The organism is Bdellovibrio sp. MYbb2, assembly GCF_056175685.1.
Map to the genome: position 1 here is coordinate 687,312 of NZ_JBJKJI010000001.1, position 15,633 is coordinate 702,944.

Consider the following 15,633-nt stretch of genomic DNA (forward strand, 5'->3'; position numbering starts at 1 on the left):
TATGATCCTGAGTAGCATTGTTTTCCTACCTCTTTTATTCGCGCTGTTAGTTGCGATCTGGCCTAAGGCGAACACCGTTCGCCACCTGGCTTTGGGTCTTTCCGTGATTGAATTCATCGTGAGCCTTTCCCTGTTCAAAAGCTTCGACGCTTCCGCGACGGGCCTGCAGATGGTGGAAAAGTTCATGTGGATTGAACGCTTCGGCATCCAGTACTTCATGGGTATTGACGGGATTTCTTTGTGGCTGGTTCTGCTGACCACGTTCCTGACCCCGATCATTATCCTGGCAAGCTGGACATCCATCACTGAGCGTGTAAAAGGCTTCCACATCTGCCTGTTCATTCTGCAAACTGCGATGCTGGGCACTTTCCTGGCAATGGATGCGGTTTTCTTCTATGTGTTCTGGGAACTTTCTCTGGTTCCGATGTACTTCATGGTCGGTATCTGGGGTGGCGCTCGCCGTATCTACGCAACAGTGAAATTCTTCATCTACACGATGGCGGGTTCTGTGCTGATGCTGGTAGCGATCATCTATATGATGTACCTGACTCAGGAAGCGACCGGGCAGATGAGTGCAAGCTTGCTTGATTTCTATCAGCTGCAGATTCCGTTTGTGGGCGGCACGTTCTTCAGTTTGCAAACGTTGTTGTTCTTTGCCTTTGCATTGGCTTTCGCGATCAAGGTTCCGGCGTTCCCGGTTCACACTTGGTTGCCGGATGCCCACGTTGAAGCTCCGACTCCGGGTTCTGTGATCCTGGCGGGTGTGATGCTGAAAATGGGTACTTACGGTTTCATGCGCTGGGTGATTCCTTTGTTCCCGGAGGCTTCTGAATACTGGGCTTGGTTGTTCATGCTGATCGGTACTGTGGGCATCATCTATGGTGCTTTGGTGGCGATGGTTCAGCCAGATGTAAAGAAACTAGTGGCGTACTCTTCCGTATCCCACATGGGTTACATCCTTCTGGGTCTGTTTGCGTTCAACGCTTACGGCATGGGTGGTGGTTTGTACCAGATGCTGAATCACGGTATTTCTACCGGGGCGCTGTTCATCCTGATTGGTATGATCTACGAAAGAACGCATTCTCGTGAAATCTCCAAATACGGCGGTTTGGCGGGTGTGTTGCCAATCTTCACGATCTTCTTCTTTATCATCACTTTGTCCTCGATCGCGGTTCCAATGACCAACGGTTTCGTGGGCGAGTTCTTCATCCTTCTGGGCACTTACCAGTCTCATCCGGTCTTTGCTTACTTCGCAGTTTCCGGCGTGGTTCTGGGTGCGGTGTACATGCTGTGGATGTTTAAACGTGTGTTCTTCGGCGAGCAGGGTGAACTGGTTAAAGACGAGCATCATCCGCTGCATGACCTGAATGCGCGTGAAATCACGGTTCTGGTTCCATTGGTGATCATGGTGTTCTGGATGGGTCTGTTCCCGAATCATTTCCTGAACTTCTCTAAAGCCAGCATCGATCACCTGGTGAACAACAGAAGCAATTATAATCTGACGATTGTTCAGCCGGGCGCCTCTGAAGTTATGCACGCGCAAGGGGGTAACTAATGAATATCAATGTTGGTCTTAGCGACGTTCTGTTGATCTCTCCGATGATCGCGTTGTTCCTGGCAAGTCTTCTGCCAATCACGATGAAGGTTCTTCGTGGCAACCGCGAACAACATGCCCTGATCACTTTGGGTCAGGCTTTGACGGGTATCGTGGCGGCAGTTGTGCTGTTGGTGGTCTTTGGCGGCTCTGACAAAACTGCTTTCAATAACGGTCTGATCTTCGACGGTGTCACGCAGTGGATGGGTATCATTGCCCTGGCTGGTGCGGGTGCCGCGATGGTGATGATGTACGAAAATCCGGCGACAACCGGCAAGCAGTTCTCTGAACTGATCTTCCTGGCGATGAGTTCTGCGGTGGGGATGTTGATCCTGGTTTCCGCGGTGGATCTGTTGATGGTCTTCATCGGTCTGGAAATGATGTCTTTGGCGCTGTACCTGATGATCGCCATGAGCCACGAGGAAAAACTTTCCAAAGAAGCGGCTTTGAAATACTTCATCCTGGGTTCTTTTGCTTCGGCATTGTTCCTGTACGGGGTGGCTTTCATCTTCGGTTCTACTGGTGGCACAAACATCCTGAGCTTCATGGACAACGCTGCTGAACTTGTTCAGACCAGCCGTCTGTTCCTGTTTGGTGTGACTTTCGTGATCCTGGGCTTCTGCTTCAAGGTTTCGATTGCTCCATTCCACGCTTGGACTCCGGACGTTTACCAGGGGGCGCCGACTCCGCACACAGCCTTCATGGCAACGGCGGTGAAAACAGTTTCCTTCGCGGCTTTCTTGCGTATTATTGCAACGAAGTCTTTGACGGGTTCTGATCAGCTGTTTGATATCCTTCAGTGGATGGCTGTTATCACCATGATCGTGGGTAATGCCGCGGCTATCATGCAGAATAACTTCAAACGCATGATCGCTTATTCCTCTGTGGCTCACTCCGGTTACCTGATGGTGGGTTTGATCACGGCGGGTGTCAGCGATAACGGCGCGTTTGGTGCGTCGGGCGTGATCTTCTATCTGCTGGCTTACGGTTTGATGACGATCGGTGCATTTGCGATTGCGGCGATGCTGGAAAAATCTGAAAACCACATTGTGAATATTGATGATCTTGCTGGTTTTGCGAAACAACGTCCGATGCTGGCGCTGTGTTTGACGGTGTTCCTGCTTTCTTTGGCGGGTATCCCACCAACACTGGGTTTCTTCGGTAAGTTCTACATGTTCAACGCGGCTATCGGTGAAGGCCTTCTGTGGCTGGCTATCTGGGGTATGTTGAACTCTGTGATCGGTGTTTACTACTACCTGCGCCCTATCGTTGTGATGTACATGAAAGAAGGAAACGCGGAAATCGCGGGTCATTCTTTGAATGCAACAACAGTGACTGCAGTGGTTATGGCTCTTGCCATTGTTTTGATGGGCTTTGTATCTGGTCCCATCTTCTCTGCTGTCGAAAAAAGTCTGTTGTAGGACTTTCGCCTTGTGAACAAGGCGGGATCTTAAAATAAGACATAATTAAAGCCTCGGTGAACCCGGGGCTTTTTTATTTTCCAAAAAAGGGTTGGTCACTGCCGCGGCGGCCTTTATCCTATCAGTCTATGAACACCAAGTTTCACGATCTGATTTCTGAAGCCTCGAAAGTTGTCCTGGATAAGAATGTGGAAATCCGTCTGGCCATGACCTGTCTGCTGGCCGGTGGACATCTGCTGATCGAAGATCTTCCGGGTGTGGGTAAAACCACTCTGGTGCAAGTGCTGGGTAAACTGACCGGCTTAAAAACCCGCCGCATTCAATTCACCATTGATCTGCTGCCTGCCGATGCGATCGGTGGTCAGGTGTTTCATCCGCAAGAACAGAAATTTGTGTTTCATCCGGGGCCTTTGTTTTCCCAGATGGTGATGGCCGATGAATTAAACCGGGCAAGCCCCCGCACCCAAAGTGCGCTGTTGCAGGCGATGGAAGAAGGTGAAGTGTCCGTCGACGGCACCACGTGGCCTTTGCCAAAACCATTCTATGTAATTGCCACCCAGAATCCGCATCAGCAAACCGGCACCTTCCCGCTGCCGGAAAGTCAGCTGGATCGTTTCCTGATGAGCTTGGAACTGCATCACGCTTCCAAAGAAACCGAAGTGCGTCTGCTGCAAGGGGAAGATCCGCGCGGAAGACTGCAGAAAATTTCTGCATTGTTCAGTGATGGCGAAATTGAAACGGCTTTGTCTTCAGTGCAAACCGTGACCGTGTCGCCGGTGGTGGCCGGATACATTGCCGAGATCTTAGAGCGTTCCCGCCGTGCGGGATTTGAAGGGGCTCCACTTTCCACCCGCGCCGGCATGGCTTTGGTGCGGGCCGCGAAAGCGTGGGCGTTCTTAGAGGGACGTGACTATGTTCGTCCCGATGATGTTCAACAGGTTCTGGTTCCGGTACTAGGACACCGACTGGGAGGAAATCATGGCATCAAACGAGGTCGTGAGTGGGCCCATGCCCTTCAAAAAGCGACTCCAGTCCCTGTTTAAGAAAAAGAAAAGAACCTATATTATGCCATCCGGATTCGGCATGGCGTTTGGGGCCATGGCCCTGACGCTGTTCTTTTTGGCGGTGGGGTATGCGAACAATCTGATTTATATTTTCGTGTTCTTTCTGATCTCGGTCGCATTCACCGGGATTCTTCTGACCAATAAAAACATGGATGTCGTGCAGGTCGAGGGACTTGAAAACGAAGAGCTTTTTTCAGGTGAAGAAGGACTGCTGCGAATTTCATTGGAAAACCCATCCGTGACTCCGGCCTGGGATGTGGAAGCAGTGTTGGGTAAAGATAAAAACACCCTTCGTAAAACTTCAATCAAGCCGTTGTCCCACGGGGATCTGCAAATTCCCTATCGCCCCGGCAAACGAGGCTGGGTGAAACTTCCGCGCATCACTTTACAAAGCAGTTATCCCTTTGGACTTTTACGGGCGTGGAAATACATGACCTCTCAGGATTCCGTGTTGGTGTATCCGGCACGTTTGGGTGAAAAACAATTCCCCACCGATGCGGTGGCCGGAGAAGGGCAGCAGGCCACGGGTTTATTTCGTGATCATCGCCGTTTTCAAAGCGCGGATTCACTCAGTCGTATCGACTGGCGCGCCAGTGCGCGCCGGCAGGATCTGCTGGTGAAAAATTATGAAGAGCCTGAAAAACCCGCTTTGCATTTCAACTGGGAGCAGACGGAAAACCTGTCGGACGGTGAGGCCCGCATCAGTCAGTTGTGCCTGTGGGTGGATGAAGCTGAACGACAGGGCTTTCAGTATTCATTAAGTATCGGTCCGCAAGAGATCAAACAAAACAAGGGCCCGCATCACCGTGAAGAGTGTCTGATGTTGCTGGCGCTTGCGCAGACCGAGGCCTTGTCATGAAAAGGCAGTTCTTCGCCCAAACCTCCCTGGCATTTTCATTTATCACCGCAATGGTGATGGTGGGGCTGGAAGTGTCCCCGTGGGTGGCGTTGTTTTCGCTGGGCCTTTTGGTCTGGAAGTGGGGAGTTGAAAAACTTCACTGGAAAAATCTTTCGCGCAAAGTGACGGGCGGATTAAGTGTGCTTTTGCTGGCGCAGATTCTGGTGCAGTACCGGACACTGATCGGTCAGGATCCTTCGTACACATTCCTGCTGGGTCTTTCCGCCTTGCGGGTGATGGATTATGAAAACGAACGGGATCATCGTTTCCTGGTGCTTTTGGGTTTTGTTCTGATCTCCATCAAGGCTTTATTCAGTCTGGATATCTATTGGATCATTCCTTCGGGCCTGGCGTTTGCGGGTCTTTGGTATTCACTGTTGTCGCCGGAGCTTCCACAGCGTGGAAAGATTTTATTAAAGGTCTTTGCGCTCTCAGTTCCGGGTGCGGTGGTGTTGTTTTTTGCGTTTCCCAGATTCGTGCTTCCGTGGGCGATGTCGCGGGGTGAAGCCACGGGGCAGATTGGCTTTAGTGAAGAATTAAATCCCGGACGGGTGGCCGAACTTGCGGGCGTGGCCAACATGGTGTTTCGTGCGAAGCTTTCTGATTTGCCGATAAATTCGAGCCAGGAACTTTACTGGCGCGGATCGGTGCTGGTGAATTCCCGGGGTTTAAGCTGGCGACCGGGAATGCTCGGGGTCAAACCGCGCAGTGAGGCTGAAAATGATAAACCCGCTGACAGGCACTATGAAGTCGCGCTGGAACCCCATGCGAATACTTTCTTGTTCGTGCTTGAGGGCACCGAACAGGTGCAGCTTGAAATTGGAAATTCATTTTCACTGAACGCTTCGGTGTTTCGCAGTGCCAGACCTTTGATGACCACCACCGTGTATCGTGGGCGCTGGAATGAAAGCTTCACCGATCGCCAGATTCCGGATGAAGAGTATCTTAAAATTCCGGAGCTGCGCGGGCAGGTGGCCGACTGGGTGACCACCACCAAAGAAAAGCACCCAACACCGGCGGCAAGGATTGAAGCCTTGCAGGCGTTTTATCAGGGAAATGATTTTACTTATACTTTGAATCCCGGTGCCTATGGTGGCGCGAATGAACTTGAATCATTTTTGTTTTATCGAAAACGCGGTTTTTGTGAACACTTTGCCGGCAGTTACGCGACCCTTGCCAGGGCTTTGGGGATTCCGGCCCGGGTGATCGTGGGTTATCAGGGTGGCAGATATAATCCGATGGGGGAGTTCTGGCGGGTCAGTCAGCGCGATGCCCACGCCTGGGTTGAAATTTTCAACAACGGCCGCTGGCAGCGGGTGGATCCCACTCAATGGGTGGCGCCGTTACGTTTGGTGATCGGAGCCGAAGATTTCTTCAATCTGTCCGAAGAAGACCAAAAGGTCTTTGCCCGGGATATCCAATGGCGCCCAAAAACGGGCGATGGCATCACGTTGTGGGACCGCGTGGGTTTTTTGATGGATGATCTGAACTATCGATGGACCTACTTCCTGGTCGACTTCGATCGCACTTCACAAAAAAGCTTCTGGCAAAGCCTGACTGATTTGAAGTTGCAGCTGGTGGTGGGTTTGATCTTCGTGGTGGTCCTGTGTGTTCTGATTTCCCGCAGTCTTTTCAGAAACAAAGGTTTACTGAGCGAAGAACAAGTTCTGTATCACGCGGTTTTAAGCTGGGGTAAAAAACAGGAAACTTTCCCGCAAGACGCCGAAACCCCGTTGCAGTATCTGGATCGTTTGGGGAAAGAGCATCCTTCGAAGAAAGTCATCTTAAGCAAGGTCAGTGACTACTATGACCGGAAGGCTTACGCGAAAAAGGATCTTTCCGGGGAAGGATCCAAGATCTTGGCTGAATGGAAAGAGGCCAGCCGGAATTAAATATCGTGCTGGCGAAGGGCATTGATCCCGGACTTGAAACCGATGCGCACGATGCGCGCCAGGATTTCCGGATTCAAGCTGAAGTGATCAACAAAGAACATCTCATAGTTCTGTGGGCGTGGAGCCACATAGATGTAATCCACTTCCGGACGATAGTTCACACGATTCCTAATGATTTCAAGGATCTTGTCCCGGTGTTCGCCGGGCAAGTTTTGCTGCTTGAAGTAACCATCGACCGCATTGTAGATACCGCGGATGTCGTTTTTATACTGGATATGACGGGTGATCTTTTGCTGCACCACCTGGTAAAGCGCCTGATTGGCAATCAGCGGAATACCATAGTCATGAAGCGAGCCCATCTCTTTGGTGTAGTGATAAGGCTGAATGGAATATGAGGAAATCACCAGATCAGCGCCATAGTCCGCCGCCACGTGGGTGGAAAGCGTGTCGCGAATCTCGCCATCATAATAGAAGATCTCTTTACCGTCCGGGCGTTTGATTCCGTACGGGGAAAACACCGGAGGCAAAGCCGTCGAACAAGCCACCGCATCACTGATGGTCGCATAGTTGATGTACTTGGTGGTGTCGGTTTTGAATGATTCGGGGAAATTCCCGAAGATGGCCTTACGGGTGTGGTTCAGCTGGGTTCCGATGATGAAAAGCTCAACCCCCAAACGGGCAAAGTCATTGTCGACCAGAACTTCTTTGCGCAGGTAGTTTTCGATCCCTTTGGTTGAAAATAGACCGTTTAGCTTCAGGCCGTTTTTTAAAATGGATTCAAGGCCCCCGGTGACCAGGGCTTTTTCCATGATCGAACGCGGGATGAACTTCATCAGGCCGGAAGAGTTTAAGTTAAACAGGCTGCGGTAAGAAATCGGCTTTAAATAACGAAGGTCGGATTTATCAAACGTGGGATCAGAGCCCGAACCGACTTGGAAAGCGTTGATCAAAGATTCCACTGGATAACCAGCGGCAAGAACCGAAGCGACAAACGCCCCGGCGCTGGACCCGACATAAAGACGGATCGTCATCGGGTCGTCGGACCCGAAGTTCTGACGCACCATCTCTTTGGTGCCGCCGGCAAATTTGAATCCCTTTTCTTGAAGGGCCAAGCAAACCCCGATGTGGAAGGCGGCGGCTTTGATGCCTCCACCACTTAAAACCAGGGCCACTTTCTTTTTATCTCTAATACGCATATGGTTAATTTAAATTATCGAGTCTTTGGTCAAAAGGAGCAAAGAATTCTTTTATTCTACCAGAAATCCATGACTTAGGGTTGCGTAGTCAGACTTTGGTCCAGTGAATAGGCAATGATTAACCAGATCAAGGTCCTGAATTTAGTTGAATTTGAGTAAGTGTTCACACAAAATTTGACAGACTGAAGTCCTGTGATAATGTTGACTACGCAAGCTGAGTAAGGATACCACCTATCCCAAAGGCGAGCTACTGAAGCTTCGGCGCCACCGAGGCAGAAAGTATAAGAGGATTTAATGAACGTTGAGAGCTACGGTTCTTGGTTACCGCTAACGGACTACTCTACTAAATACAAAATTAGTGTGAGTACCCTCCGCCGACGAATCAAAGCCGACGACATTAAATTCCGCTTTGAAGACGGCAAGTACTTCATCATGGACGAACCGATGGGTACCCATCAAAGAGTACATCGCCCCTCCCAAGAAAGCGACCTGGCTTTGGTGGGTGCTCATCAAGGAATGATGAAAGGTTATGAAATGGCCACTTCAAAGGACGAAACAAAGACCGCAGACCTTGCCGACAAAGTGGTAAAGGTGAAAAATGATGAGCCCATCCTGACAGCGGCCAACAAGCTGCTGAATGAGCTCAAAAAGGCCTACACCCAAATCCTTCATGAAAAAGAGGAGCAAATCCTCCATCTGAAGGAAGAAGTGACGGACCTGAAGACTCTTGTTCGTGTTCTTGAATCCGAAAATGACCGTCTAAAAGGTTTTAAACAATAAAAAAGGGCTGAGTGATCAGCCCTTTTTCTTTTTTCAGATGCCTTAATTACTGGCAACTGAGCGGTCGTTTTAAATTCAAATTCTGGGAAAAGACTGTGCGCTGGCGGCTGATGTTGGTTTTGATATCCCCGACGGTCTGGCCCTGGTTCCTTTTCATATAACTTTCTGAGGCGTCCAGTTTCAGATCAAAGAGCACCGTATTAAAGCAGACATTGTTAGCCGCATTAAGCATGTCCGGGATGAAATTCGCCGGTTCCACCCGCAGGCCGGACTTGGTGGCCAAGTATCCGATCTTGAATGAATTGATGGTGAAGTCCACGTGCGGGTTTTGTAAAAGCACGGTTTCAGCCCGGGTGTTTTCATCAAGTTTGATCAGACTGCGATCGCTCTTTCGCAAACACAGATAATAAGTGTTGGACGAATACACTTCCGTCCCGGTGATAAAGACCGAGGTTTTCGGAGTGATGCTGCTGCCGTTGGCCGTGGGCGGGGATTTTAAAATCACGCTCACATAATCAAACTTGATGGGATTTCCGGCCGAGTCAATCCGTGACTGGTCATCGTAAGGATCCAGGGTCGCACCCAAACGCATGGTGTGGGTGGACACCTTGTAGCGGCGGATGTACCGGCGATCGGCATCGACCAGAACAATCTCACGCGGCGACTTGGAGGTGCCGAACATGGAACTGGTGGTGGCATCGGCGGTTAAGCGCAGTTCATGGGAGCTGCCGGTTTTATTCACGTCCGCCAGTTCAGACCAGGCGCGAAGCACACGTTCAGAACGCTGCTTTCGATCTAAAGTGGTGTAGCGGATGACCGAACCCGTGGCATCGTTCAGGCACACCGAAGGTTCAAGCCCGGGAGTCAGGGAGGTCAGTCCGAAATAGGCAATGCTGGAAGCCGAAGTCAGATTTTCCACCGGATCAAAACGAATGACGTTGCGGATGTCGCCCTCGGCATTTTTTAAGGCCATCGACATTTCAAGCTGTCCGCCGGACCATACCTCCAGATTGCGCTGTTCAGAAAAGAAATTGTGAATCAGATAGGTCACAATCCCGATGACCATCGTGGAAATACTAACGGCCAGCAGAAGCTCCATGACGGAGAAGCCTGAATTTTTCTTCATCGTTTAAACAGAGTCACCTGATTGTGAATCAGGCGGGCTCCGGCTCCGCTGGAATATCCGCGCACATGCAGGGTCACTTTTTTAAGAGTGTTGGAATATTTGGGAAGCTTCAGGGACGGCGAACTGAAATCCGCATTGATGCTGGTGGCGGGTTCTACCTCCCACACCACCTGAATGGTGTCTTTGGACGGTTCCGCAAGACCACACAGCGGCGGGCTTCCGGCCTGAGTCACTTCGCTTTGAAATTCAGTCTGGTAATTATACGTGCGCACGATGCAATTTCCCGGCAGGGGAATGTCCGTGACCGCGCGTCCTTTAAGTTCGATGGCGTTGTTGGTCAGAATCTCTTTTAAAACAATCGATCGATCCACTTCGGATTTGTGCGTGCGATTGGAAAGAGTCAGCTGCATCAGTACGGTCAAGCTGATCAGGGAAATGGCGATGGCGACCAGAACTTCAACAAGAGTCATACCGGAGTTGTTCAGAGGTTTCATGTTCATTTATTGTCGGGTCTCCAGAATAGGCTGGTCAATCCCGATGATAGAGCCCAGGTTGCGGTAATCCACAGGTGGATCAGCATGAACAAAGATGTAGCGTCCGTTGTTCACCGACGGCTGAGTGCCGTAATAATCCGGCTGACTGGAATAAGCAGCTTCTCGGTGAGTCAGGTTGGCGACAAGACAGGGCGTTCCTGCAGCCATGGGATTGTAATAAGCAGAGCTGGTCCACTGCATGTTTTTATGGGCCAGAGAAAACTGCGTTCCATAGTTTCCGCGCGTGTCGGTCACGGTGTGAAGAGGAGTGTTCAAGTTTCTTTTCCCCGATGGAACAAAATCATCAAACGTCGTGTACATGCGAATGCCGGTGAAAACCAGATCGGATTCCTCGCGAGTGGCATTAAGACCCGCGCCCCGCTGAACCCAGAAGATCGCAGGATAGTAGGATCTTGGGAAACGATCCGTAACACCATTATAGTATCTTGAACCCAGCGGCGGAATCGGAGAATTCGGCGCTGAATGATAAGGGGGGATATTGGCCGTCGTTAAAATGTCGTTCCCCGGAACCGGAGTCAAAGTGTGCCCCGCCATGGAAACCATGCACAGATTGGAAGGGAACTGACTGTCGGTGGAATCAGGCCCGCTCCACAGACCCCGCATCACAAACGGATTTGAGGTGTCGATATTGGCATTGGTGATCAGACTGACATTTTCCATGCGGAAGGTGCGATACCCATAGCGGAAGCCGTCGTTTTCCTGGCGGATATAATCCGTATAATTGTGCAATACAGGCCGAATCTGTCCACTGACGACGGGCCAGTATCCCTGCAAATAGTTATAGGTGGCTGGAACGTATTGGGGACTTAGCAAGTGCACGCGTTCTGGCGACAGTAAAACCATTGGCAGCGGCTCTTTGCCGGCGTTCGTGGCATCGGCATTAAAGACGACTTCACGCAGTCGTCCTGGATCTGTATCCAGTGGTGAGGTGTTGTCCTGCTGATATCCGCGCAAAGCCAGAGTGTCTTCGGAAACAACCCACAAAGAAAAATTCTTTCTTGCCGCATTGGCTGAAAGGGAACCCAGCATCAGACCTTGTGCGGCTGTCTGGCGAATCTCGGTGGGAACTTTGGTGTAAACCACACGACGAAGCAGGCGTTCTTTCAAGGCCGGATTGGTCAGCTGGCCCGGATTGAAATTATTCAGAGCCAAAGAATTCATGTCGATGGTCGAAACCTGCCCACAGACGTTGGATCCGGAACTGGTGGCGTATTTTTTCTGAAACTCCAGATCCCAGATATCGCAATCCTGATAAGGACTGGTGGGGGCGCTGATGACGGTGCCGCAGGCTTGTGCGTCTTCTTCGAGCGCTTCCATGTTATCCCAGTTCAAACTTGGTGAAGGAATCTCTTCTGCATCCGCGGTGAAAAGAGTCCCTTCAAGTCCTGCATCCTGGCGCCACTTTGCAAAGCCGCGCGGGAAGTGCTCAGAGTGTGAACAGATTTTTTTAGTCGTGCCAGCATCGGATCTGGAAATACAGGTGGCATCGATGCGAATACCAAAGCCGTTGGCGCCGCCCCAGGCATAGTTAAAGATGCTGTAGCGATCCGGATTGTTAAAGTAAGTCCCGGAATCTGTCGCAGACCATGATTGCAGGGGAGGTGTCCCGCCAAACAGGGCAATCGGATAAACTTCATTGGCCACCGAGGCCTTGCTAAGCGGGCCTGGAGTAGCGTCGATCACTTGCTGTTTTAAGGTCTGCGCCTTGCTGTAATCACGGGTGACCACAACGGAAGAGGCACCAAACTGCGAATGGTTTGTGCCGGGAGTCCCCAGGTCAGCCGCATAAGGAGCCAGCAGCGTTTCGATATTGTTGCCGACGGGATTTGGTTTGGGGATGCTGTACTGAATGTAGTGCATGCCGCCGCCAAACTGAATGCGGTCCCCTTGAATGATCGTACCCCATTCGCCCGGCCATCCTGCCGGTGAGCCGCTCCAGTTCATGTGACTGTTCGGTCGGTGGATATTTCCACCAAACTGCAAAGGGCCCTTGGTATAGATACGGCGATCGCGCGCAATCAGGGCGGTTGGATATTTCTCATTATACAAACGACGCAAGGTCATCGTGTTTGGGGAGTTTGAGAACAGCAGATAATCTGACACATCCAGAATCTTGATGCGTTTGATATAGAACGCCTTCAGATCGCGGTACTGACCTTCCGAGATCAGTTCATAGTTCTTGGTGGTGAAATTGTACTTGGCGGAAACTTTCCATTTCATGCCCCCGGCAAGTTCGCCTTCGACATTGAAGTCCTCTGACTTCAGGCAGGCGTTGTCCGGCGGCGGTTCCCACATGCGTCTTTGCAAGGCTGCTTCCATCACGGAAAAAGCGGACGTTGTGACTTCGTTTAAAAGCACCTGATCGTAATCTTTGGTTTTATAGTCGTAGTTGCGTTTGTGAATATCAGCCGAACTCAGGACGAAGATAGTCCCAATAGCACACAATACAGTTACGAACAGGAGGGTGCTTTGACCCAGGCGGTTGAATGTCATTGCTAACAGGGTATGACTGTTAGTTGTTTAGCACAAGCCACGGGGGTTGTTTCTGGTCTTGTCGTGATAAAAAGTGTGTCATCACGAGACACATTCACGAGTGTGATTCCAAATAGACAGAAGGCCGGGTTTACCGGCCTTCTGATGTAACATCACATTTTAGGGAGGGGCGATGTCACTTGCGGATTACGCCGCAAGCGTTTTGGTCTTCTTTGGATCTTTCTTCGCGACAGGTTTTTTCTCCTGACCCTTAGCCGACTTGTCGAAGGCTACTGCGAAGACTTCATCCAGATTCTCTGCAAGGATGAAGTTGATCTTGTCCTTGAACACTTTAGGGATATCCGCAAGATCCTTTTGGCAAGCCATCGGGATGATGATGTTTGTAATACCCAGGTTCAAAGCGGCAAGACACTTTTCACGGATACCGCCGACTGGCAGTACACGTCCTTGCAAGGTCACTTCACCAGTCATCGCGATATCGTGACGAACCGGAGTGCCAGTCATCAAACTCACAAGAGCGGTCGTGAGAGTGATACCTGCAGATGGACCGTCTTTCGGGATCGCACCGGCTGGCAAGTGCACATGCACATCGTACTTATCAAAGAAGTCTTCTGGGATGCCCAGTTCTTCCTGGTGAGCACGAGCGTAAGACATTGCTGCGTGAGCGGACTCTTTCATCACGTCGCCAAGCTGGCCCGTCAATGCAAGATGTCCTTTACCTTTCATTTTCAAAGCTTCGATAGTAAGAACTTCACCACCAGCTTGTGTCCAGGCAAGACCTTGTACCACACCCACTTGAGAGTCATGGAACTTGTCATCACGCTGGAAGCGTGGAGGACCCAGAAGCTCTGGAACTGTTGTGGCATTTACTTCCACAAATTTTGCCTCTTCCATCACCACCATCTTAGCCACTTTACGGCAGACGGAACCCACTTCACGCTCCAGGTTACGAAGACCCGCTTCGCGAGTGTAGCCTGCGATCAGGTATTTGATACCTTCATCAGTGAAGCTGATATTTTCTTCAGTGATACCGTTGGCTTCGATCTGTCTCTTGATCAGATGTTTTTTCGTGATCAACAGTTTGTCATTCTCGGTGTAACCAGGAATGTTCAGGATCTCCATACGGTCACGCAAAGCTGGTGGGATATTTTCCAACACGTTGGCTGTTGCGATGAACAACACATTTGAAAGGTCGAAGTCGACATTCAGATAGTTGTCACGGAAAGTTGCGTTCTGTTCCGGATCCAACACTTCCAGCATCGCTGCAGAAGGGTCACCACGGAAGTCAGAGCCCAGCTTGTCAATTTCATCCAGTACGATCACTGGATTGCTTGTTTTTGCCTGACGAAGAGCCTGGATGATTTTACCCGGCATCGCGCCCACATAAGTGCGGCGGTGACCACGGATTTCCGCTTCATCTTTCACGCCGCCCAGAGCGATACGGAAGTATTCACGGCCCATCGCACGAGCGATGGATTTACCCAGGGATGTTTTACCCACACCTGGAGGACCGCCGAAGCACAGGATTGGCCCTTTCAGATTTGGTTTCAGCTTGCGAACCGCAAGGAATTCCATGATACGGTCTTTGGCTTTTTCCAGTTCATAGTGATCTTCATCCAGAATTTCTTTGGAACGTTTAAGATCAATATGGTCTTCAGATTTTTTGCTCCACGGAAGATCCGCCATCCAGTCAAGGTAGGTACGAACCATTGTGGCTTCAGATGCATCCGGGTGCATACGCTCCAGACGGCCCAGTTGTTTCAGGGCTTCTGTTTCCACATGAGTCGGCATACCGGCGTTCACCAGCTTTTCACGCAACTCATCCATTTCTTCTGATTTGGAGTCGCCTTCTCCAAGCTCATTCTTTATAGCCTTCATCTGCTCGCGCAGGAAGTATTCGCGCTGGGATTTGGACATGTCGTCCTTGGCGCCCGTGCGAGTTTTGGATTGAGTCTGCATCACTTCAAGTTCAGCAGCCAGAATCTCGTTAACCAGTTTCAGTCTTTCTGTAGCATCAGAAGTTTCCAGAACCTTCTGTGCGTCATCAACCTTGATACCCAGGTTGGAAGCGATAAGGTCAGCAATGCGACCTGGATCAGAAACATCATCCAATACCAGCAGGATGTCCGGAGAAAGAGGGCGGCCCAGAGCGATGATGCGCTCGATGTGCTCTTTCGCGGTTCTGATCAAAGCTTCGTTTTCAACAACGGTTTTTTGAACCGGAGTTTCTTCGATCTTTTCAACAGCCACTTCAAAGGAAGGGGAAGTCTTGGTGAAGTTTTTCACGCGGCCTTTTGCGACACCCTGGATAAGGATTTTCACGCGACCGTCGGAAAGTTTTCTCATTCTCATGATCATCGCCACTGTACCAACAGTGTAGATGTTGTCCGGAGATGGATTTTCTTCAGTGATGTCTTTCTGGGAAGCCAGGAAGATCAGGCGATTTTTTGCCAAAGCTTCTTCAACTGAGCGGATCGAAGCGTCTCTGCCTACGAACAAAGGAATGATCATGTAGGGGAATACTACGATGTCTCTCACAGGTAGCATGGGAAGGGTCTGTGGGATTTCTAGGACTTTATCGTCAAAACTCATACCGCTCCTCCGCGTAAAATGCG

General features: G+C 50.6%; 11 protein-coding genes. 6 read left to right on the forward strand and 5 right to left on the reverse strand.

Annotated features, from left to right (window positions below; genetic code table 11):
• Position 1 precedes the first annotated feature (1 nt).
• The 5 genes from AC04MQ_RS03390 to AC04MQ_RS03410 all read left to right on the forward strand — a co-directional run bounded on the left by AC04MQ_RS03390 (position 2) and on the right by AC04MQ_RS03410 (position 6,869).
• On the forward strand, positions 2-1,555 hold the full coding sequence (locus tag AC04MQ_RS03390) for a complex I subunit 4 family protein (RefSeq protein ID WP_015092822.1): 1,554 nt from the start codon (positions 2-4) through the stop codon (positions 1,553-1,555).
• Positions 1,555-3,015, forward strand: coding sequence for an NADH-quinone oxidoreductase subunit N (locus AC04MQ_RS03395; RefSeq protein ID WP_015092821.1), 1,461 nt, complete (start codon positions 1,555-1,557; stop codon positions 3,013-3,015). The genes AC04MQ_RS03390 and AC04MQ_RS03395 overlap by 1 nt, the downstream gene beginning before the upstream one ends.
• 128 nt (positions 3,016-3,143) lie before the next feature.
• Positions 3,144-4,058, forward strand: coding sequence for an AAA family ATPase (locus AC04MQ_RS03400; protein WP_015092820.1), 915 nt, complete (start codon positions 3,144-3,146; stop codon positions 4,056-4,058).
• A complete protein-coding gene (locus AC04MQ_RS03405; RefSeq protein WP_475391084.1) occupies positions 3,994-4,938 on the forward strand; it encodes a DUF58 domain-containing protein in 945 nt (314 codons plus the stop codon). The genes AC04MQ_RS03400 and AC04MQ_RS03405 overlap by 65 nt, the downstream gene beginning before the upstream one ends.
• Entirely contained in the window at positions 4,935-6,869 is a 1,935-nt protein-coding gene (locus AC04MQ_RS03410; protein WP_475391086.1) for a transglutaminase TgpA family protein, read from the forward strand. The genes AC04MQ_RS03405 and AC04MQ_RS03410 overlap by 4 nt, the downstream gene beginning before the upstream one ends.
• Here AC04MQ_RS03410 and AC04MQ_RS03415 read toward each other — a convergent pair.
• Positions 6,866-8,065 (reverse strand): patatin-like phospholipase family protein, encoded by a 1,200-nt coding sequence (locus AC04MQ_RS03415; protein WP_011166180.1) that lies wholly within the window; start codon positions 8,063-8,065, stop codon positions 6,866-6,868. The genes AC04MQ_RS03410 and AC04MQ_RS03415 overlap by 4 nt on opposite strands.
• Before the next feature lie 294 nt (positions 8,066-8,359).
• Between AC04MQ_RS03415 and AC04MQ_RS03420 the strand changes: the two genes are divergently transcribed.
• The gene (locus AC04MQ_RS03420) at positions 8,360-8,845 is read left to right on the forward strand and encodes a hypothetical protein (protein ID WP_011166179.1); all 486 of its coding nucleotides are present in this window, start codon (positions 8,360-8,362) and stop codon (positions 8,843-8,845) included.
• A gap of 46 nt (positions 8,846-8,891) precedes the next feature.
• On the opposite strand, the gene AC04MQ_RS03425 is transcribed toward AC04MQ_RS03420, so the two are convergent.
• The 4 genes from AC04MQ_RS03425 to lon all read right to left on the reverse strand — a co-directional run bounded on the left by AC04MQ_RS03425 (position 8,892) and on the right by lon (position 15,610).
• Entirely contained in the window at positions 8,892-9,971 is a 1,080-nt protein-coding gene (locus AC04MQ_RS03425; protein WP_015092816.1) for a PulJ/GspJ family protein, read from the reverse strand.
• On the reverse strand, positions 9,968-10,471 hold the full coding sequence (locus tag AC04MQ_RS03430; protein WP_015092815.1) for a PulJ/GspJ family protein: 504 nt from the start codon (positions 10,469-10,471) through the stop codon (positions 9,968-9,970). Before AC04MQ_RS03430 ends, AC04MQ_RS03425 begins: the two co-directional genes overlap by 4 nt.
• Positions 10,472-13,018 carry a hypothetical protein gene (locus tag AC04MQ_RS03435; protein WP_475391089.1) on the reverse strand — a complete coding sequence of 849 codons (2,547 nt, stop codon included), beginning with the start codon at positions 13,016-13,018 and terminating at the stop codon, positions 10,472-10,474.
• Between the two features lie 186 nt (positions 13,019-13,204).
• Positions 13,205-15,610: an endopeptidase La gene (gene lon / locus AC04MQ_RS03440; RefSeq protein ID WP_041578162.1), complete on the reverse strand. Its 2,406-nt coding sequence runs from the start codon at positions 15,608-15,610 to the stop codon at positions 13,205-13,207.
• Positions 15,611-15,633 lie beyond the last annotated feature (23 nt).

Coding starts and splice junctions, on each gene's coding strand:
- AC04MQ_RS03390 (WP_015092822.1), top strand. CDS start 2: ATGATCCTGAGTAGCATTGTTTTCCTACCTCTTTTATTCGCGCTGTTA.
- AC04MQ_RS03395 (WP_015092821.1), top strand. CDS start 1,555: ATGAATATCAATGTTGGTCTTAGCGACGTTCTGTTGATCTCTCCGATG.
- AC04MQ_RS03400 (WP_015092820.1), top strand. CDS start 3,144: ATGAACACCAAGTTTCACGATCTGATTTCTGAAGCCTCGAAAGTTGTC.
- AC04MQ_RS03405 (WP_475391084.1), top strand. CDS start 3,994: ATGGCATCAAACGAGGTCGTGAGTGGGCCCATGCCCTTCAAAAAGCGA.
- AC04MQ_RS03410 (WP_475391086.1), top strand. CDS start 4,935: ATGAAAAGGCAGTTCTTCGCCCAAACCTCCCTGGCATTTTCATTTATC.
- AC04MQ_RS03415 (WP_011166180.1), bottom strand. CDS start 8,065: ATGCGTATTAGAGATAAAAAGAAAGTGGCCCTGGTTTTAAGTGGTGGA.
- AC04MQ_RS03420 (WP_011166179.1), top strand. CDS start 8,360: ATGAACGTTGAGAGCTACGGTTCTTGGTTACCGCTAACGGACTACTCT.
- AC04MQ_RS03425 (WP_015092816.1), bottom strand. CDS start 9,971: ATGAAGAAAAATTCAGGCTTCTCCGTCATGGAGCTTCTGCTGGCCGTT.
- AC04MQ_RS03430 (WP_015092815.1), bottom strand. CDS start 10,471: ATGAACATGAAACCTCTGAACAACTCCGGTATGACTCTTGTTGAAGTT.
- AC04MQ_RS03435 (WP_475391089.1), bottom strand. CDS start 13,018: ATGACATTCAACCGCCTGGGTCAAAGCACCCTCCTGTTCGTAACTGTA.
- lon (WP_041578162.1), bottom strand. CDS start 15,610: ATGAGTTTTGACGATAAAGTCCTAGAAATCCCACAGACCCTTCCCATG.